This is a genomic window from Eubacterium sp. An11, from assembly GCF_002161065.1.
In the GTDB taxonomy this organism is placed as follows: domain Bacteria; phylum Bacillota; class Clostridia; order Lachnospirales; family Lachnospiraceae; genus Anaerobutyricum; species Anaerobutyricum faecale.
On the sequence record NZ_NFLV01000012.1, the window covers coordinates 74,285 to 92,289 of the forward strand.

Annotated in this window: 19 protein-coding genes; 18 read left to right on the forward strand and 1 reads right to left on the reverse strand. The window is 43.7% G+C overall.

Annotated elements, in window-relative coordinates:
• Nucleotides 1-13: 13 nt before the first annotated feature.
• The 14 genes from B5E53_RS10795 to B5E53_RS10860 all read left to right on the forward strand — a co-directional run bounded on the left by B5E53_RS10795 (nucleotide 14) and on the right by B5E53_RS10860 (nucleotide 14,511).
• Nucleotides 14-559: a hypothetical protein gene (locus B5E53_RS10795; protein WP_087314894.1), complete on the forward strand. Its 546-nt coding sequence runs from the start codon at nucleotides 14-16 to the stop codon at nucleotides 557-559.
• 29 nt (nucleotides 560-588) lie between these two features.
• Complete coding sequence (locus B5E53_RS10800; protein WP_087314896.1) at nucleotides 589-2,502, forward strand: DUF859 family phage minor structural protein; 1,914 nt, start codon at nucleotides 589-591, stop codon at nucleotides 2,500-2,502.
• Between the two features lie 81 nt (nucleotides 2,503-2,583).
• Nucleotides 2,584-3,006: a phage holin family protein gene (locus B5E53_RS10805; protein WP_087314898.1), complete on the forward strand. Its 423-nt coding sequence runs from the start codon at nucleotides 2,584-2,586 to the stop codon at nucleotides 3,004-3,006.
• Nucleotides 3,006-3,947, forward strand: a complete 942-nt coding sequence (locus tag B5E53_RS10810) for an N-acetylmuramoyl-L-alanine amidase (protein WP_087314900.1) — start codon at nucleotides 3,006-3,008, stop codon at nucleotides 3,945-3,947. Before B5E53_RS10805 ends, B5E53_RS10810 begins: the two co-directional genes overlap by 1 nt.
• Before the next feature lie 148 nt (nucleotides 3,948-4,095).
• Complete coding sequence (locus B5E53_RS10815) at nucleotides 4,096-4,314, forward strand: SHOCT domain-containing protein (RefSeq protein WP_087314902.1); 219 nt, start codon at nucleotides 4,096-4,098, stop codon at nucleotides 4,312-4,314.
• Nucleotides 4,315-4,374: 60 nt separating this feature from the next.
• On the forward strand, nucleotides 4,375-5,937 hold the full coding sequence (locus B5E53_RS10820) for a recombinase family protein (protein WP_087314904.1): 1,563 nt from the start codon (nucleotides 4,375-4,377) through the stop codon (nucleotides 5,935-5,937).
• Nucleotides 5,934-6,365: a recombinase gene (locus tag B5E53_RS10825; RefSeq protein WP_087314906.1), complete on the forward strand. Its 432-nt coding sequence runs from the start codon at nucleotides 5,934-5,936 to the stop codon at nucleotides 6,363-6,365. The genes B5E53_RS10820 and B5E53_RS10825 overlap by 4 nt, the downstream gene beginning before the upstream one ends.
• The gene (locus B5E53_RS10830; protein WP_087314908.1) at nucleotides 6,352-7,923 is read left to right on the forward strand and encodes a recombinase family protein; all 1,572 of its coding nucleotides are present in this window, start codon (nucleotides 6,352-6,354) and stop codon (nucleotides 7,921-7,923) included. The genes B5E53_RS10825 and B5E53_RS10830 overlap by 14 nt, the downstream gene beginning before the upstream one ends.
• Nucleotides 7,924-8,030: 107 nt before the next feature.
• Nucleotides 8,031-8,243 carry a helix-turn-helix transcriptional regulator gene (locus B5E53_RS10835; protein WP_087156753.1) on the forward strand — a complete coding sequence of 71 codons (213 nt, stop codon included), beginning with the start codon at nucleotides 8,031-8,033 and terminating at the stop codon, nucleotides 8,241-8,243.
• 48 nt (nucleotides 8,244-8,291) lie between these two features.
• The gene (locus B5E53_RS10840) at nucleotides 8,292-9,284 is read left to right on the forward strand and encodes an AAA family ATPase (RefSeq protein ID WP_087314910.1); all 993 of its coding nucleotides are present in this window, start codon (nucleotides 8,292-8,294) and stop codon (nucleotides 9,282-9,284) included.
• A 21-nt stretch (nucleotides 9,285-9,305) separates the two neighbouring features.
• Nucleotides 9,306-11,828 (forward strand): S8 family peptidase, encoded by a 2,523-nt coding sequence (locus B5E53_RS10845; RefSeq protein WP_087314912.1) that lies wholly within the window; start codon nucleotides 9,306-9,308, stop codon nucleotides 11,826-11,828.
• Nucleotides 11,829-12,189: 361 nt separating this feature from the next.
• Nucleotides 12,190-13,116, forward strand: coding sequence for a radical SAM protein (locus B5E53_RS10850; protein WP_162611898.1), 927 nt, complete (start codon nucleotides 12,190-12,192; stop codon nucleotides 13,114-13,116).
• A 10-nt stretch (nucleotides 13,117-13,126) separates the two neighbouring features.
• Nucleotides 13,127-13,897: a hypothetical protein gene (locus B5E53_RS10855; protein WP_087314916.1), complete on the forward strand. Its 771-nt coding sequence runs from the start codon at nucleotides 13,127-13,129 to the stop codon at nucleotides 13,895-13,897.
• Between the two features lie 8 nt (nucleotides 13,898-13,905).
• Complete coding sequence (locus B5E53_RS10860; protein ID WP_087314918.1) at nucleotides 13,906-14,511, forward strand: AAA family ATPase; 606 nt, start codon at nucleotides 13,906-13,908, stop codon at nucleotides 14,509-14,511.
• Between the two features lie 454 nt (nucleotides 14,512-14,965).
• On the opposite strand, the gene B5E53_RS10865 is transcribed toward B5E53_RS10860, so the two are convergent.
• Nucleotides 14,966-15,265 (reverse strand): helix-turn-helix transcriptional regulator, encoded by a 300-nt coding sequence (locus tag B5E53_RS10865; RefSeq protein ID WP_204245519.1) that lies wholly within the window; start codon nucleotides 15,263-15,265, stop codon nucleotides 14,966-14,968.
• 151 nt (nucleotides 15,266-15,416) lie between these two features.
• On the opposite strand from B5E53_RS10865, the gene B5E53_RS10870 reads away from it, so the two are divergent.
• From B5E53_RS10870 to B5E53_RS10885, 4 genes are all read left to right on the forward strand, one after another.
• Nucleotides 15,417-15,662: a hypothetical protein gene (locus tag B5E53_RS10870; protein ID WP_087314920.1), complete on the forward strand. Its 246-nt coding sequence runs from the start codon at nucleotides 15,417-15,419 to the stop codon at nucleotides 15,660-15,662.
• 89 nt (nucleotides 15,663-15,751) lie between these two features.
• Nucleotides 15,752-15,937, forward strand: a complete 186-nt coding sequence (locus B5E53_RS10875) for a helix-turn-helix domain-containing protein (protein WP_087314922.1) — start codon at nucleotides 15,752-15,754, stop codon at nucleotides 15,935-15,937.
• Nucleotides 15,938-15,954: 17 nt separating this feature from the next.
• A complete protein-coding gene (locus B5E53_RS10880) occupies nucleotides 15,955-16,854 on the forward strand; it encodes a LysR family transcriptional regulator (protein WP_087314924.1) in 900 nt (299 codons plus the stop codon).
• 98 nt (nucleotides 16,855-16,952) lie between these two features.
• Nucleotides 16,953-18,005, forward strand: coding sequence for an alpha/beta hydrolase (locus B5E53_RS10885; protein WP_087314926.1), 1,053 nt, complete (start codon nucleotides 16,953-16,955; stop codon nucleotides 18,003-18,005).

The following is an 18,005-nucleotide window of genomic DNA, read 5'->3' on the forward strand; positions in this document are numbered from 1 at the left end:
CGGAGGTGATCGCATGGCGCTTATCACCAGCTGTCAGGCAACCTTCCAGAACTTTTCCGGTTATGAGGATGACCTTGCTTCCTTAGAAGAAAACATCCGGGAATGCTACTCCGAGATCACGAAAACCTCAGAGCAGATCAACGCATCTGTGCGGGAAGAATTCGTTTCCCGCTCGGAACTGGAGACGATCCAGAAGGATTTCGAGACCAGCATTACCCAGAACAGCACAGAAATCCGGATGGATTTCACGGCGATCACGGATGAGATCAGGGAAAATGTCTCTACGAATCAGCTGCTTTTGGAAGAGTATATCCGGTTTAAGGGAGCGCTCATTGAACTGGGAAAGGTCGGGAACGCCTTCACGGCAGAACTGTCTAACGAGGAGCTGGCCTTTAAAGAGAATGGGCAGAAGATTGCCTATATCTCTAACCAGAGCCTTGTGATTACCAATGCGGAGATCCGCAACAAGCTATCCCTCGGCAATGAAAGCCGGGGGTGGTTTGATTTTATACCGAGAACCAATGGGAACCTTTCGATTAAATGGAGAGGTCCCGTCTAAGATGCTGAGAAACGGAAGGGGTGAGAACGATGGCATCCAGCGGCAGTTTTTCCGGTTCCATCCGGGACGGCCATTATAAGCTGCGGGTGGACTGGTCGCAGAGCAAGAATGTCTCTGCCAATACATCTACGGTTACCTGTAAGCTGTATCTGGTGAATGACTGGAGTCTGAATATCAGTGGGCGAAGCGACAATACCTGCACCATTGACGGATCGGCTCAGACTTTTTCCTCCCCAGCGATTAGTACCACGGGGACACATTTGCTGGGAACGGTATCAAGGACGGTCAATCATGCCAGCGATGGCAGTAAGTCCTTAGCGATTTCAGCAGTGTTCCAGATCCGGGCAACCTTAAGTGGGACGTACTATGGAACAATCACAGCCAGCGCCAATATCACACTGGATAGCATACCCCGTGCCTCCAGCGTATCTGCTGCGAATATGACGATGGGGTCTGCCGGTACGATTTCGATCAGCCGTGCTTCTTCCGCTTTTACGCATACGCTGACGTATTCCTTTGGAAATATCAGCGGGACAATTGCAACCAAGACAACGGCAACTTCTGTATCATGGACGCCAGCTCTTTCGCTGGCCAGCCAGATCCCGAATGCGACCAGCGGAACCTGCACGATCACCTGTACCACTTATAACGGGAATACGAACATCGGCTCTAAAACCTGTACGCTGACGCTAAGTGTTCCTGCCAGTGTGAAACCGACTATTTCCAGTCTGACTGCTTCCCGGATTGATGGAGAAGTGCCAAGTACATGGGGAATTTATGTGCAGACAAAGTCCAAGGTAAAGCTGACGATCAATGGGGCGGCTGGAAGTTATGGCTCCACCATCAAGTCCTATTCCATTACCGGTGGAGGGTACAGTGGTTCCGCTTCCACGCTGACGACAGGTTTCCTCAATAATTCCGGGACGATTACCTTTAAGGCTACCGTAACGGATTCCAGAGGCCGGGTATCGGCAGAGGCTTCCGTTTCGATCACGGTGACCGCCTATTCCCCACCATACTTCAATTCTTCATTGTCCCAGCGTTGCTTAAGCAATGGGACTCTGGATGATGACGGGACATATATCCACGCACTGGTGTCCTTTGGCTATTCCACCTGCGGTGGGAAAAACACCCTCAAAACTTCCGTCCAGTACAAGCAGGTTTCAGCAGAGCAGTGGACGGACGCAGGAGTGACCTTTGCCTCTAATACAGCTTTTACCTATGGCCGGGGGCAGATTTCCACGGAGACCTCCTATGATGTGCGGTACACGCTGGAGGATGCGTTTTCCACCATTTTCGTACAGGAGATCGTCTCCACGGCTGCCGTGGTCATGGACTTTAAGAGCGGCGGCAAAGGCGTGGCGATTGGAAAAGTTTCAGAAACCGATAACACCTTTGAGGTGGCCGAGAACTGGGATGTGAAGGTCTACGGAATGTTGCTGAAAGAATACATCCAGCAGTTTGCCAAAACGATGTATCCGGTAGGCAGTATCTATATGAGCGTCAGTGCTACAAACCCTTCCACATATTTTGGTGGGACTTGGGTGGCTTGGGGCAGCGGCAGGGTGCCGGTAGGAATTAACACATCGGATAGCAACTTTAATACGGTGGAGAAAACAGGCGGAGCATCGGCGGTTACTCTAACTGCCAGCCAGATGCCAAGCCATACACATACGTTTACCGGAAGTTCTACCACGACCAACAGTGCAGGCGGCCATACGCACAATATTGGTCGTGATACAGATGGAGGTGCAGGCAGCAGCCGCTACACAGTGCATAGTGCAGGAACTTCTGGGGCGCAGGCTACCTCTCCAACCAGCAGTGCCGGGGCGCATACTCACTCACTGACTCCAAAAGGGAAGAATGCAAATACGGGAGGTGGTGGCTCCCACACCAACCTGCAGCCCTATATCGTCTGCTATATGTGGAAGCGGACAGCATAACTTTATATTTTCTGGAAATCAGCGACTACTCTTCGGGGTAGCCGCTTTTTTCATATCCAAATTTCAAAGGAGGAACGCACCATGAAAGAATTCTGGAACACCATCCAACTCATCTTTTCCGCTATAGGCGGCTGGCTGGGGTATTTCCTTGGCGGCTGTGATGGCTTGCTTTATGCCCTGATCGCCTTCGTGGTGATTGACTACATCACGGGTGTGATGTGCGCCATCATCAACCGGGAGTTATCCAGCGCAGTCGGCTTCAAAGGAATCTTCCGCAAAGTGCTGATCTTCCTGCTTGTCGGGATTGCAAATATCATCGATGTGCAGGTGATCGGAACCGGGGCGGTCTTACGGACAGCGGTGATCTTTTTCTACATCTCCAATGAAGGCGTGAGTCTGCTGGAGAATGCAGGACACCTGGGACTTCCGATCCCGGAAAAGATCAAAACGGTATTAGAGCAGCTCCATGACAGAGCAGAAAACGGAAAGGAAGGTAATGAATAATGGCTTACACAAACAGTTCCCTTGTATCTTACACAAAACTCAGCCCCAACCACTCCGGGCAGAGGACGCATTCCATTGACCGGATCACGCCTCACTGTGTGGTCGGTCAGCTGACGGCAGAGAGCATCTGCGGATGCTTTACCAGTCCGTCCAGAGAGGCCAGCTGTAATTATGGTATCGGAAAGGATGGGAAGATCGCCCTTTGCGTGGAGGAAAAGAACCGCTCTTGGTGTTCTTCCAGCAGCGCCAACGACCAGAGGGCTGTCACCATCGAGTGCGCCAGCGATTTGAATCATCCCTACGCAATGACCACTGCTGTTTACAATTCCCTCGTGAAACTGTGTACGGACATCTGCAAACGGAATGGGAAGAAGAAACTTCTCTGGCTGGGAGATAAGAATAAGACGCTGAATTACTCGCCGAAGTCTGATGAGATGGTACTCACCGTCCATCGCTGGTTTGCCAACAAATCCTGTCCGGGGGACTGGCTGTATTCCAGGCTTGGGGATCTGGCCTCCAAGGTAACGGCAGCACTGGGAGGCTCGTCTTCCGGATCGGCAGGCTCGGTCTTATACCGTGTCCGCAAAAGCTGGTCGGATGCCAAGAGCCAGAAGGGGGCTTTCAACAATCTGGATAACGCAAAGAAATGCGCCGACTCCAATGCTGGCTATTCTGTATTTGATGAAAGCGGCAAGGTGGTTTATACCGGAAAGCAGTCGGGCGCTGGAAGTTCAACCGGTTCCTTCCTGGTACAGGTAACAGCAACCGACTTGAATATCCGCAAAGGCCCTGGTACGAATTACGCCAAGACCGGGAAGTACACCGGGAAAGGGGTATTCACCATTACCGAGGTAAAATCCGGCACTGGCTCTGTGGCTGGCTGGGGTAAACTCAAGAGCGGTGTTGGTTGGATTTCGCTGGATTATTGTAAACGTCTTTAAGTAAAACGAGGAAGAACAGGATTGCCCGTGGGCTGTGCGATAGATGCATGGCCTGCGGGCTTTATTTTTTTGCCTGCGATACCCCCTCAAAACGCTGTAGAAATCTCCGTATTCTGAAGGAGGTTATCCTTCGGATTGGAGGAATACCATGCAGGTGACAAAAGTGACGGCTGGTTTTCAAAATCAGACGGTTGGACGGAAACCTTTCACAGACGAGGAACTGCAAAAGGAATTTGACTATTACATGGCGCAAAAACTGCTGGAAAAGCTGCGGGAGGCAGACCTGATTTCTGAGGGTGAATTAGACAAAATTACGGCGAAAAACCGCCAATCATTCTCTCCCTATCTGGCTCGGATTATGCCCTAAATGACTTGCTATTTGCAGGTGTCAGAGCGAATATGTCCGTACCGAAAGAGAGGTGAGAGGATGAAACGGATCACAAAAATTGAAGAGAATATGCTCCTCGAAAAGAGAAAACTTAGAGTGGCGGCCTACTGCCGGGTATCTACAGCCAGAGATGAACAGCTTGTTAGTCTGGCAGCGCAGAAGGCCCACTATGAGAATTATATCAAATCCAATGATGAGTGGGAGTTTGCCGGACTTTACTATGACGAAGGTATTTCCGGTACGAAAAAAGAAAAGCGGGACGGGCTGCTGGCGATGGTTGCCGCCTGCGAGAGAGGAACGATTGACTTCGTCATTACCAAATCCATCAGCCGTTTTGCCAGAAATACCACGGACTGTCTGGAACTGGTGCGGAAGCTGCTGGACTTAAAGATCTACATCTATTTTGAAAAAGAAAATCTAAATACGGGCTCCATGGAGAGTGAATTAATGCTTTCCATTTTAAGCAGTCTGGCAGAAAGCGAGTCGGTGTCCATTTCTGAAAATGAGAAGTGGGGTATCAAGCGGCGTTTTCAGAATGGAACCTTCATCATTTCCTATCCCCCATATGGTTATGACAATGTGGATGGGGAGATGGTGATCGTGCCGGAACAGGCGGAAATCGTGAAACAGATCTTTGCGGACACGCTTGCGGGGAAAAGTACCCACGAGATTGCGGATGAACTGAATGAGCGTGGCGTTGCTACCAAGAAGGGCGGACATTGGACGCCGGGTACCGTCAACGCCATCATCGGGAATGAAAAGTATACAGGTGACGTCCTGTTCCAGAAGACCTATACGGACAACAGCTTTAACCGCCATCAGAACCGGGGAGAGCTTGACCAGTACCTGATGCAGGACCACCATGAAGCGATCATCAGCAGGGAAAAGTTTGAACTGGCCAATGCGGTTTTGAAACAGCGGGGGCGCGAAAAAGGAAATGGCCATGACACCGGGAGATACCAGAACAGGTACGGCTTTTCCGGCCGGATCTGCTGTGGAGAATGCGATGGCAAATATAAGAGACGGATGCATTATAAACCCAGTGGCCAATATGTGGCATGGGCCTGTGCCAATCATCTGAAAGATAAGGAAAGCTGTTCGCAGAAATACATCACGGATGATGCTTTGAAACTGGCGTTTGTTACCATGATGAATAAGCTGGTCTTTGGACATCAGATGGTGCTGCATCCTCTTTTGCAAAGCCTGCGGGGATTAAATGATCAATCCCGGCTGCTAAAGATAGAGGAACTGGAAACGGCCATCGAGAAAAACAGGGAGCAGAAACAGGTGCTGACGAACCTGATGGCAAACGGCTATCTGGAGCCTGCTCTTTTTAATAAGGAAAGCAATGAGCTTGCAGCAGAAGCGGACACTTTGCGGCAGGAAAAGGATGGGCTGATGCGCTCCGTCAATGGAGATATGGTCAAGATAGAAGAATTGCAGCGACTGCTCCGGTTTACATCCAAAGGAACCATGATGACGGAATTTGATGATGAGACGTTTCTTTCCTTTGTGGAACGGATTACCGTGCTGTCCAGAAAAGAAGTGGTTTTTGAATTGAAATGCGGACTGTCCCTGAGAGAAAGGCTGGTGGAACCATGAGACACATTCCGTATGGATACCGGATTGAAAACGGCCGGGCGATCATTGATGAAAAACAGGCCGCCACGGTACGGGAGTTTTTTCAGAACTATATTTCCGGCATGGCGCTTATGCCCGCCGCTGAGAAGGTCGGATTAAATCTGTACCACGGGAGCGCCGGCAGGATGCTTCGGAATAAGAAGTATCTTGGAGATGATTACTATCCGGTTATTATTGATAAAGAAACCTTTGATAAGGCAGAAGAAATACGCATGAGCCGAGCAAAAGCGCTGGGGCGGGTGTGGGAACTGGAAGAAAAGAAGGACATCCTCTTCCCTACCAATTTTACCATGCCTGCAGTGAGAAAGGTTTCTGACGATCCCTTTGAACAGGCGGCGTATGCATACAGTTTGATTGAGAGCGAGGTGGATGGGGATGGAACTAAGTAGGAATATTACCGTAATCCCCGCCAGAAAGCGGGTAGGAAATACCGCCGCAGTGGGGCAGCGGCCAAAGCTGAAAGTCGCTGCTTACTGCCGGGTTTCCACGGACAGTGAAGAGCAGGCATCCAGCTATGAGGTGCAGGTGGCACATTATACGCAGTTTATCCAGAAGAATCCGGAATGGGAGCTGGCAGGGATTTATGCCGATGACGGGATCACCGGAACGAATACGAAAAAGCGGGAGGAATTTAACCGCATGATCCAGGACTGCATGGCCGGGAACATTGATATGATCATTACCAAGTCCATCAGCCGGTTTGCCAGAAACACCTTGGATTGCCTGAAATATATCCGGGAACTGAAGGAAAAGAACATCCCGGTTTTCTTTGAAAAAGAGAATATCAACACCATGGATTCCAAGGGTGAGGTGCTGCTTACCATCATGGCGAGCCTGGCACAGCAGGAAAGCCAGTCTTTGAGCCAGAACATCAAACTTGGACTGCAGTACCGTTTCCAGAACGGGGAGGTTCGGGTCAATCACAGCCGTTTTTTGGGTTACACAAAGGATGAGGAAGGAAATCTGATCATAGAGCCTGCAGAGGCGGAAGTGGTAAAGCGGATTTACCGGGAGTACCTGGAAGGGGCAAGCCTGCTCCAGATCGGGCGTGGCCTGGAAGCAGACGGGATTCTTACTGGGGCTGGGAAAACGAAGTGGCGTCCGGAAACACTGAAGAAGATCCTGCAGAATGAAAAGTACATCGGAGACGCCCTTTTGCAGAAGACCTATACCGTTGACTTTCTCAATAAAAAGAGGGTGCAGAACAAGGGGATTGTCCCACAGTATTATGTGGAAAACAGCCATGAGCCAATCATTCCCCGTGACCTTTATATGCAGGTGCAGGAGGAGATGATCCGGCGGGCGAATCTCCACAGCGGAGCCAACCGGAAAAAGAGGGTTTACAGCAGCAAGTATGCTTTATCCAGCATTGTTTACTGCTCCAAGTGCGGCGAGATTTACCGGCGGATCGCATGGAATAACCGTGGAAAACATTCCACCGTGTGGCGGTGCTGTACCCGTGTGGAGCATGGTCCAACTGCCTGTGACGCACCGACCATTCAGGAGCCGGATCTGCAGGCGGCGGTGGTGCAGGCGATTAACCTTACGCTGGGCAACAGGGAAAACATGATGGTCACTCTCCAGGAGAACGTGGAAGCGGTGATCCGGCGGAAGGATGAAACCTCATCGGAAGGAATTGAGGCCAAGTTGCTGGAACTGCAAAAGGAACTTCTGAAACTGGCGAATTCGAAAAAGGATTATAACAGTGTTGCGGATGAGATAGACAGGCTGCGGGAATTGAAACAGAATGCCCTGGTGGAGAGCGCCGAGCGGGAAGGACTGAAACAGCGGATCAGGGAGATGCGGGAGTTTCTGGAACAGCAGTCCACAGAGGTAACGGAGTATGATGAACTGCTGGTACGGCGGCTGATTGAGAAGGTCACGGTTTATGATGAGCGGTTTGAGGTGGAATTCAAATCTGGGGCGAAGGTGGATGTGGAGAGGTAGCGAAAAGAGAGGTCAGCTTTACTTACTTTTAAACTCAGATTGTGTTGAGAAATATTGAAACATGCTATAGCATTTGCTATAATCTGAAACGTGGAGGTGTGCTTGTAATGGGATTTGGTATGATAATTAAAAAGATACGAAGTCAGCTAAAAATGACACAAGAACAATTTGCCCGTGAGTTAGATATAAGTTTTTCTACTATTAATAGGTGGGAAAATGGTCATACAGTTCCTAGTAAATTAGCAAAGGTGCGGTTACTTGAATTCTGCAAAAACCAAAATGTAGACATAAATTTAATTTCTGAACTAGAGAAGCTCTAGTAGTGCAATCATATAAAAAACAAATGTAAACTTGAAAGGAGTAATATCATGGCTAGAGCCGATTTGTTAAAGAAATTATTTAGTAGCTTTAAGCAAGAGGATAGAGACTCTTTTTATAAAGTTGCTTCGGAAATTATTGAGGATGAGAGAAAAAAGAATCATGGTATCTTAGCTGATGATTTAAAAATGATTCTTAACGGAAATTATCAACCTAAGCGTTCAATGTCTTCTTTTTCATCTAATACACCGAAGGACAATGATAAAGAAATACCGCTGGTTGAAGTTATTTATCCGGAAAAGTATTTTTCTGATTTGATAATAACTGATGAAAAAACAATGCAGTTAGATCAAATTATAAAAGAATTTAATAATTGGGATGTTCTAATGAGTAATGGAGTATTTCCAACAAGAAGAGTTCTTTTTTATGGTCCTCCAGGATGTGGAAAAACTTTAGCAGCCCATGCTATAGCTGGAGAAATTGGAATCCCTATGCTGTATGTGAGATTTGATGCGCTTATTTCTTCATATCTTGGTGAAACAGCCGGGAATATTAGAAAAGTATTTGATTACGCCAAAAATGATAGCTGGGTTATCTTTTTTGATGAATTTGATGCTATAGGTCATAGTCGTAATGATGCAGCAGAACATGGCGAAATAAAACGGGTAGTTAATGCTTTTTTACAACAAATAGATAATTATAAAGGACGTTCATTAATTATTGCTGCAACTAATTTTGAACAATCATTAGATTATGCGATATGGAGAAGGTTTGATGAAACAATTCAGTTTGATATGCCATCAAATGAAGAAAAAATTAAATTGTTTTCTTTAAATCTTAAGCGTTTCAAAGGACCAGAACATGTCTTTGAACAATATGTAAACAATTTGGGCGCTTTTTCTCATTCAGATGTCGAAAAAGTTTGTCAAATCATAATGAAAATGTGTATTCTTGATGGAAGAAAAATATACACCAAAAAAGATATTGAATATGCGGTAAAAAAACAAGAGCAAATCGTTTCGTTGAGAAAGACACAGTATTAATTATAAGGGGGAGAAAAGGGCATGGCGAAATTAAATCATATTGAAATAAGCCGTGAAGATGCCATACGTCAGTATAGATTTCAAGCTAATATGAATGCACCGAAACCACCTTCACGAGACAGAAAAATTCATGGCGTTCAGTTGAAAAATGAATTATCAGAAGCGATAAATTCTATTAAGAAAAGCCGCATGAATGCGGGCGTTAAATCTGAAAATTTATTGGTTCTTGAGGTTATTAGTGATGCGATGTCACCAACAATTCTCGAAACCATGTTGCGAAAATTTAACCTTTACTTAGTAGAAGAAATTGATATCATAAATACTAATAACACCAAGCTGGTTATTCAGTTTGAAAATAAAGATGTATTAAATGCTTTTAATTACGAAAGAAAATTGTGGGAAAACGATGATGAAAATCCCGCAACTTTGACTTATGCACAAAGGAGAGATTTATTTAATTGTATAGAAACAATTAGAAGCGTTTCTCGTCAAGACCGTATCGGAGCTCGCTTAAGAAAATATATGGATAATCCATCGTTGTTTCCAGAAGGATTGTTTGTTGTTAACATTGATGTTTGGTTCAACGGGGATCGCTCAACGATTATGGAAACAGAAGCACAATTGCGACAAGCTTTAGGGACACAAGGGAGCAAACTATTGGGGGATTTATTTGAAATTCCCAGTTTGCTGCTGGGGAGAGCATCTGTTAATGAATTTACATTAAATGCATTATTAGACTTAGATATTATTGCATCTGTAGAGTTACCATATAGTAACGTTGTAACTGAGCCATATGAACTATATAAATGGGATTATGAACCAATAATTCAAAACGAGCTGGATTCTAGCGCACCTTTAGCAACAATATTAGATTCTGGGATATTTACGGGAAATCCTTTGCTGAGTGATATTGTAGTAGCTGAAGAGGATTTTGACCATACTGAAAATACCACAGCAGATTTAAATGGACATGGGACTGGTGTTGCAGGGATAGTGGCATATGGAGATTTCACTGTAGGAATGAAGTCTAAAGTATTTAAACCATTAGTACGTTTGTGCAATGGGAAAATCATGCATAATGACAATGGGAATCCTGTCTTTTCGATAGATAAGAGACCGGAACAAACCATTAAAGAGGCTATTGAATATTTTTATAAAGAATATGGATGTAGAGTTTTTAATCTATCTGCGGGAGATAGTGATCATTTATATTGTGGCGGCCGACAATTTGCGTGGGCTGAAATGTTGGATCAATTATCACGCGATTTAGATATAGTAATAATTGTAAGTGCAGGAAATGTTGCGGACCCCAATATTGTGGAATTTTCTTCACGCGATGAATTGCTAGAAAAGTGCAGAGATCAATTATTCTATCCGGAGCATCGTTTAATAGATCCGGCAACATCGGCTCTTAGTATTACAGTGGGAGCAATAACTCGTTTCGATGAACCTGAGGCAATTCCTAATAGAAGTGGACGTATTTCTGTTGGAAAAAAAGATTACATGTCTGTATTTACTCGAATTGGTAAAGGTGTTAATAAGGCTATAAAACCTGAACTGGTAGATTATGGTGGGAATTTTGCAGTTACTCAATTTATGAGAGGCCAAACAAGATGGTTAAAAACAGATCAAAAATTGCTAGAACCTACATTGCATAACGGTAATGATAAGATATTTAAGGGGTGGTGCGGGACCAGTTTCTCGGCACCACACGTTACTCATATTGCTGCTAGAATCGAAAGAGCTCTACAGGAACAAATAAAAGAAAAACCATCTGCCAATTTGATTCGAGCAATCCTTGTTAATTCTGCAAGATGTACTGATGAAATGTTATCATGGGCTGAGGCGTCAAAGGATGTATTTCATAAAGGCAAAAATAATCCTAAACAGGAACGGCGATTAAGATTAATTGGATTTGGAAAAGCAAATGATAGTCTTCTTTATTCAGATGATAACCATGTGACATTGTTTGCAGAGGATTCATTGGAGTTAAGATCTTTTCATTTATATAAAATTCCTGTTCCAAAAGAATTTTTGAAAGTTAAAGCAGAAAAAAGCATTGCAATCAGTTTGGCTTATAATCCAATTACTCGTCTAAGTAGAAAAGATTATCTTACTAATAACTTGTGGTTTGAAGTGTTCAGAAAAATTGATGAAAGAGATTTGATTTTATACAAAGCAAAAAAGAAATCTGGGGAAGACTCGGAGGAAGATTTAGAAAATCTTCCGGATGAAAATAAAGCAGCTTTTTTACCTGGATATCGAGATTTATCTAAAAGTACATTGCAACAGCGTATATGGAGGAAAGGCCCTCTTGGAGGAAGTGACTTATTTTGGGATGAAAATGAACCCTATATATATGTTTTAGTTACAGGAAAAGAGCGATTTAAATATGCAGAACAAGAAGCACCACAAGATTATGCTTTAGCAATCACTTTTTCGTATGGAAGCAGAGATGATATAGAATTATACAATAGGCTACGACAAAATGTGCGAATTAAAGAGCGACATAAGGTTCGTGAGAGGACTCAAGTTAAACGATAAATTTTTCATTTGGAAATATGAGGATATGTGCTATTTTCCAGAAAACATTAACAGTAAGCTTAAAGAGATTACTAAATATAATAGGATATCGGTGAAATAGTTGTATATAAAAGAAAATGACATGAGGAGTGTGTAAAGTAAAATTCAAATTTGGCACAAAGATAGACATAAAAAGATGGTGAACAAGTAGAACTCTGTAAATGATAGTATAATGGAATATTCTTCAAAAAATATGTTTTCTATGAGGTTAAGTGGCTTGCTTTTACTAGCTATGGGGAGTATAATTTAACCAAGAGTTCGCTATATCGAATATGGAAAGAACAAGTTTATAATCATATTTGAATAAATGGGGGGCATGATTATGATTAATACAAATTTAGAGAATGTAGTGTATAATAACGAAACACATAGGCTGAATTTATCAAATATTGGAATTGATGAATTGTTATCAAATTTGGATAGACCATTGTCTGTTATTTTGCAAATAACACGTAATTGTCATTTTAATTGCGAATTTTGCAGTGAAAAAGATCAAATGCCCGATCCAAGTTTAGACGAATTGAGCTTATATGAGAGCCATCTGAAGGATGTTCCGAGAATCTTTTTATCTGGAGGAGAACCGTTAACGCGAAACGATTTTAAAGAGATTGTGGATATTTTTTCAAAAAAACATATATTAGGTCTCCCTACAAATGCAGTAGCTTCTGAGAAAAACATTAAAGTTATTAAGGATAATCATATTTCTGTAAATGTAGGATTAGATGGTCCGAGAGCTATTACATCAAGAGTACGTGGGGATTATGATTTTATCATGAAGGGGGTTCGAGAATTTATAAAAAATGATATCCCATTTTCTTTGACTGCTGTGGTGTTAAGAAGCACATTGGATTCAATTTTATATACATGCCAAATGGCAGATGCCCTTGGTGCAAAAAAAATGAAATTTGTATTGCCTATTCCTAAGGGTAATGCGTTGAATTTAGATAAATGTGAATACATTACAGAGGAAGAGGCTCTTAGTGTATGTGATAGGATTGCTGAGGCAAAAGAAAAGTTTGATTGGAAAACAGTATTTACCTTTTCAATATGGAACGAGAATACCAATGGTTATTCTATTTTAGTGTACCCAAATGGTAAGACCTATGCTTGGCCAGCACTTGATTATCAGGATAAAGTTTTGCTATTAGGCGATCTTCATACTGATACTATAGAAGAAATATGGGAAAGATATCCATATAAATTTAACCATATAAATAAGTATTTGGGAAACGGAGTAAAAATAATTTGAGGTATGAATAATGCGGATTAAGGGAAATTTAAGCAATATTCCTGACAACTCTATTATTGGTTTTGACGCAGAATGGACTAAGAATTATAAAATAAAAAATGGAAATATTCCGTTTTGTTTTTCAGTGGTAGTTCTAGATGCTCAAACATTGAATATGAATTTATTAGAAGATGGTGACATTTATTTTGAGTACATTCAATACTATTGTGAAACTCCCACAGAATTTAAAGATTTGGTTTTAATTGCAGAAGAATGGATCTCTAAGATACTGGGAGTTCTAAATACTTGTGTTTTGTGTGGACACCAAATTTCTAGTGATTTTAGTGTTTTATATAATATTGGGAAAGCATACAATATAAGCTCATTAGTTTGCTTAGAAAAAATCCGTAGTGAATGGAAAACTAGGAAAAAGGCGGAGATGATTCATATTATGGATACCCGATATGATATTACTAAGGAATTTTTAGGGAAAAGTCGAAGACTTGTAGATATGTGTAATGACTTCTTGTTAGACGTAACTCAGCCAGAATTAAAGAGTTCATCAATGACTAAATTGCAAAATATCTTTTATGATAAGCACGATGATAATATATATGAAAGAATAGCGGTGATGAATTTGCGGCATAGTTTATGTGCGATTGTTTTATGTTGGCTTAATGAAAAAGTTGTGAATATGGATCAAAGAAGAACTATTAATATAAATAAAAGCGTGTATAATTGTTTAAATCAAGATTTTGACTGGATAAATTCAAAAGATTTTTCTGTTCTTTTAGATAGGTAGATGATTTTATGATAAAAGAAAAGTTTTTAATAGCATTTGATGGCACACATGCCAGTGGCAAAACAACGCTGAAATATCAAGTCGCTGCTCGCTTAAAGGAAAGAGGGGTGAATTGTGTAGTTTTACCTGAACCAGCGAGGAGAAGCCCGTTAATAGATGATGTTGTGTTGCGCGAAGTTGATAGTTTTGATATCCCGTTAGAAATTGATTTGATAATGAATCATATATCTCAATGCATACGAGGAACACGTGATGGGGAGATAATATTATCTGATAGAACACCCGTTAATGTACTTGCGTATACAGAGTTATTAATTCCTAAAAAAAATAAATTAGAAATTGATTTACTGAAAAAATGTAGGGCATTAATAGAAACATGGATTATGTTTTATGATTTGATATTTTATTGTCAGGATTATTATATAGCTGATATAACGAAGGATAATCGGAGAAGCAAAGTTGTTGGAATTCAAAAGGAAGTCGATATTGAGACGAAGAAACAATACAATCAATTTGGATGTGAAATTCGATTTATTCCCGAAGGATTATCTTTAGATAAAAAAGCGGATTTTGTGATGAATTTGATAGAAAATAAATTGGACTTAAAAATGTAAATATAGAACATAAATGTTATATCCTCCCATTGATGTTTAAACATTAATGGGAGATGTTTTTTGATATATTCCCATATACAACCGAGAGAGCAAAAACGGCCGTGGATCAAGTCGGACGAACCGTCCGGCAAATGACGTACTTTCTGTCCTCTCGTGCCATGTGGAGTGCGTAGTATTGATGTCAAAAGTCAAAGAATAGAATAGCGAAAAAGTGTAGAAAACAAGGGATTTCCGGGAGTCGGGGCTTGTCAGAGGACAGGTTTTGGCTTCCGGATTTTTTCATTTTACGGGTAAGTGGGAACTGGTCTACTGAGGAAAATGGCGGAGAGTTGAGTGGTTGATTTTGATATTGGGGGTGTTGAGTTGACAGGTTGGATAAATGGTATGTGGAGTTGACAACATGGATAAAGGCAAAAAGAGAAGCACATCTTTCCCGGTGTGGGAGTGATGTGCTTTAAATGGCATCCATCAGATCAAGGAGAATCTGTTTTTGGCGGTCGGTCAAGGTACTCCACTTTGAGAATAATATCTGTTGATCCTCGGTCAGCTGCGCTTCTTCTCCCTCGGCAAAGAACTGAGCCAGTGTAATACCAAACGCTCTGCATACCGCCTCCAGTGTTGGCAGCGTAGGGGCGTTATTTCTGTTAAACATATTTGTAACTGTTGAGTGGGAAAGATTTGATTCTTTTGCCAGACGGTAGTCTGTCCATTTCCGCTCTTCCATTAATTCTTTTATGCGTCTTTGCGCATCCATATCATCACCTACCTATCTGTATCTATTCTAAGTCCCAGAAAGGTGTTATAATAGTCACAATCGGTAGCTATAATATTTCCTGAAAGGGACTTATGCAGTAATAGCTTCGTAGCTATCAGGGGATGATATTCTGATGTCAGGAGGCTAAATAATGGCAGAGCATATATTTGAGCGATTGGCTCGTGAACGTGGCATTACAATAGAGGAAATGCGGGCGATCATTTCTTCCCGGATTGAGAAGGGATGGAATGATCCTAATCCGGAAAAACGGGCACAATGGAGAAGAATTCCTTGCAAGGGGGAATTACCAACACCAGATGAGTGGCTGCAGTATGCGGTAATGAGGATTAAAGAGAATGGTCGAGATGAACTTTTAAGAAAATATTTGAATTGGTAAAATTATTGCTAATTATTCAAAATTACTTCACAAATAATTGCTTGCTTTCTTCGAGAAAGCGAAATATAATTGTAGTGGAGGCGAAGCCAATGGATTATATGACATTGAAAGAAGCCGGGAAAAAGTGGAATATTTCTCCCCGACAAATCAATTACTACTGCTCGGATGGACGTATTCCCGGAGCAGAGAAAATAGGACGGGTTTGGCTTATTCCCAAAGATGCAGAAAAGCCGAAAGACAAACGGAGGCGGGAAATAAAAGAATCTGCCCGCTGAGAGGAGTTGAAAATTTTATGTATAACCCCCAATTAGAAACCTTCCTCTGCGTAGCCGAGTGCGGCAGTTTCAATAAGGCTGCCGAGAAACTATATATTTCCCCACCGGCAGTCATCAAACAAATCAATCTCCTGGAAGAAAGCCTGGACTTACAGTTATTTATCCGTACACACCGTGGATTACAAATCACAGAAGCGGGGAAATCTCTGGCACAGGACGCAAAATATATCATTCAATATTGCAAAGACTCAGTGACGCGGGCAAAAAATGCCATGAAACAGAGCGAGGACATCATCCGCATTGGTACATCACCGATGACACCGGCTCAGGTATTGGTAGATCTTTGGCCAAAACTGCAAGAGGATTGTCCTGGTATCAAGTTCCAACTGGTGCCCTTCGACAACACGCCTGAGAACGCCAGGGAAATTCTGGCCAACCTTGGGCAGAATATTGATGTGGTGGCGGGCATTTTCGATGAAACCATGCTGAGCCTACGCCGCTGTGCCGGACTGGAAATTTCCCGTGAGCCCATCTGTGTAGCTGTGTCCATACATCACCGCCTGGCGGCCAAAGACCGGCTGACGGTGCAGGATCTCTACGGAGAGAAATTCATGTTGATGCGTCGGGAATGGAGCCATTATGTGGATCTATTGCGGGACGATCTGTGGAAAAACCACTCGCAAATCCAAATTGTGGACTTTGACTTCTACGATGTAAGCGCATTCAACCAGTGCGAAAACAATAACTGTATGCTGATGGCAGTACCTAAATGGCAGTATGTCCACCCGCTTTTGAAAATTCTTCCGGCGGATTGGAGCTATACCATTCCCTATGGCCTGCTCCATTCCCCATCACCATCCCCTGTGGTGAAACAGTTCCTGCGGGCGGTGCAAAAGGCAACAGAGCAAAACCAGTAATAACCTAAAGGTAAATAGTGCATAACGAATCGAGACTTCTGCGGAGGTCTCGTTTTTTTTATAATGAAATCAGAAAGGAAAGAGAGGAAGGTGACACGATGAAGGCGCATGGAGTTCTGGCCATTGCGATTTGCCTGCTGCTTTGCCTGACGGGATGTGCAGACCGTGAACAGATCAAGACAACTTCTTCCGGGGAATCGCCTCCTTCCGGGAATACCGGCCTTTTGGACCGCGCCGATTCCCAGGAGGAACCGGACAGCTTTGCGCCCGCAGATCAAATGGCAGAGCCATTTACAACATCCACTTCCATTCAGGATGTGATCGACAATTCGGTTTTCGCAGGATATGGGCGATTGCTCTTTCCGGTGGAGGACTGGTATATGAGCGGCAGCACCCTTAGAGATTTGCAGCTGACATGGTACAACAACATCGACCCGGAGGAAACCGTGGAGATCGTCAATACCCTGTGGCAAAGAGCCAATGCCGGTGAGAACGTTTTCTATGACATCTATACGGAGGAAGAGAAAGCGGAAGATCCTGCAAAAGAGGATACCGGATTGTTCTTTTTCCGCGGTGATCCCGGAGCCAAATTTGCCGTGTGCAATGCAGGTGGCGGCTTTGCCTATGTAGGAGCCATGCAGGACAGCTTTCCTCATGCGTTGGAATTATCCAAGAGAGGTTATAATGCCTTCGCCCTCATCTATCGTCCCGGAGCCCAAACAGCCTGTGAGGATCTGGCGCGGGCCATCAGTTTTATTTTTGAGCACGCTGAGGAACTGAATGTGGATACCGACTGTTATTCCCTCTGGGGCGGTTCAGCTGGAGGACGCATGGCGGCCTGGCTGGGTTCTTACGGTCCGGCGGCATTTGGCGGGGACGAGCTTCCACAGCCGGGGGCGGTCGTGATGCAGTATACCGGCCACAGTGATTATACAGAAAACGACCCGCCCACTTTCGCCTGTGTAGGAGAAAGCGATGGCATCGCAAACTGGCGCACCATGCAGCGCCGCCTGGACGCCATGAGCGCCCTGGGTATCCCCACCGAATTTCATCACTATCCAGGTTTGCCCCATGGCTTCGGGCTGGGAGCCGGCACGGTGGCAGAAGGATGGTTGGAGGAAGCGGTTGACTTTTGGAAGGCGCAAATGTGA

Excerpts from the sequence above, each read along its gene's own strand:
- B5E53_RS10795 (WP_087314894.1), top strand. The coding sequence starts at position 14 with ATGGCGCTTATCACCAGCTGTCAGGCAACCTTCCAGAACTTTTCCGGT.
- B5E53_RS10800 (WP_087314896.1), top strand. The coding sequence starts at position 589 with ATGGCATCCAGCGGCAGTTTTTCCGGTTCCATCCGGGACGGCCATTAT.
- B5E53_RS10805 (WP_087314898.1), top strand. The coding sequence starts at position 2,584 with ATGAAAGAATTCTGGAACACCATCCAACTCATCTTTTCCGCTATAGGC.
- B5E53_RS10810 (WP_087314900.1), top strand. The coding sequence starts at position 3,006 with ATGGCTTACACAAACAGTTCCCTTGTATCTTACACAAAACTCAGCCCC.
- B5E53_RS10815 (WP_087314902.1), top strand. The coding sequence starts at position 4,096 with ATGCAGGTGACAAAAGTGACGGCTGGTTTTCAAAATCAGACGGTTGGA.
- B5E53_RS10820 (WP_087314904.1), top strand. The coding sequence starts at position 4,375 with ATGAAACGGATCACAAAAATTGAAGAGAATATGCTCCTCGAAAAGAGA.
- B5E53_RS10825 (WP_087314906.1), top strand. The coding sequence starts at position 5,934 with ATGAGACACATTCCGTATGGATACCGGATTGAAAACGGCCGGGCGATC.
- B5E53_RS10830 (WP_087314908.1), top strand. The coding sequence starts at position 6,352 with ATGGAACTAAGTAGGAATATTACCGTAATCCCCGCCAGAAAGCGGGTA.
- B5E53_RS10835 (WP_087156753.1), top strand. The coding sequence starts at position 8,031 with ATGGGATTTGGTATGATAATTAAAAAGATACGAAGTCAGCTAAAAATG.
- B5E53_RS10840 (WP_087314910.1), top strand. The coding sequence starts at position 8,292 with ATGGCTAGAGCCGATTTGTTAAAGAAATTATTTAGTAGCTTTAAGCAA.
- B5E53_RS10845 (WP_087314912.1), top strand. The coding sequence starts at position 9,306 with ATGGCGAAATTAAATCATATTGAAATAAGCCGTGAAGATGCCATACGT.
- B5E53_RS10850 (WP_162611898.1), top strand. The coding sequence starts at position 12,190 with ATGATTAATACAAATTTAGAGAATGTAGTGTATAATAACGAAACACAT.
- B5E53_RS10855 (WP_087314916.1), top strand. The coding sequence starts at position 13,127 with ATGCGGATTAAGGGAAATTTAAGCAATATTCCTGACAACTCTATTATT.
- B5E53_RS10860 (WP_087314918.1), top strand. The coding sequence starts at position 13,906 with ATGATAAAAGAAAAGTTTTTAATAGCATTTGATGGCACACATGCCAGT.
- B5E53_RS10865 (WP_204245519.1), bottom strand. The coding sequence starts at position 15,265 with ATGGATGCGCAAAGACGCATAAAAGAATTAATGGAAGAGCGGAAATGG.
- B5E53_RS10870 (WP_087314920.1), top strand. The coding sequence starts at position 15,417 with ATGGCAGAGCATATATTTGAGCGATTGGCTCGTGAACGTGGCATTACA.
- B5E53_RS10875 (WP_087314922.1), top strand. The coding sequence starts at position 15,752 with ATGGATTATATGACATTGAAAGAAGCCGGGAAAAAGTGGAATATTTCT.
- B5E53_RS10880 (WP_087314924.1), top strand. The coding sequence starts at position 15,955 with ATGTATAACCCCCAATTAGAAACCTTCCTCTGCGTAGCCGAGTGCGGC.
- B5E53_RS10885 (WP_087314926.1), top strand. The coding sequence starts at position 16,953 with ATGAAGGCGCATGGAGTTCTGGCCATTGCGATTTGCCTGCTGCTTTGC.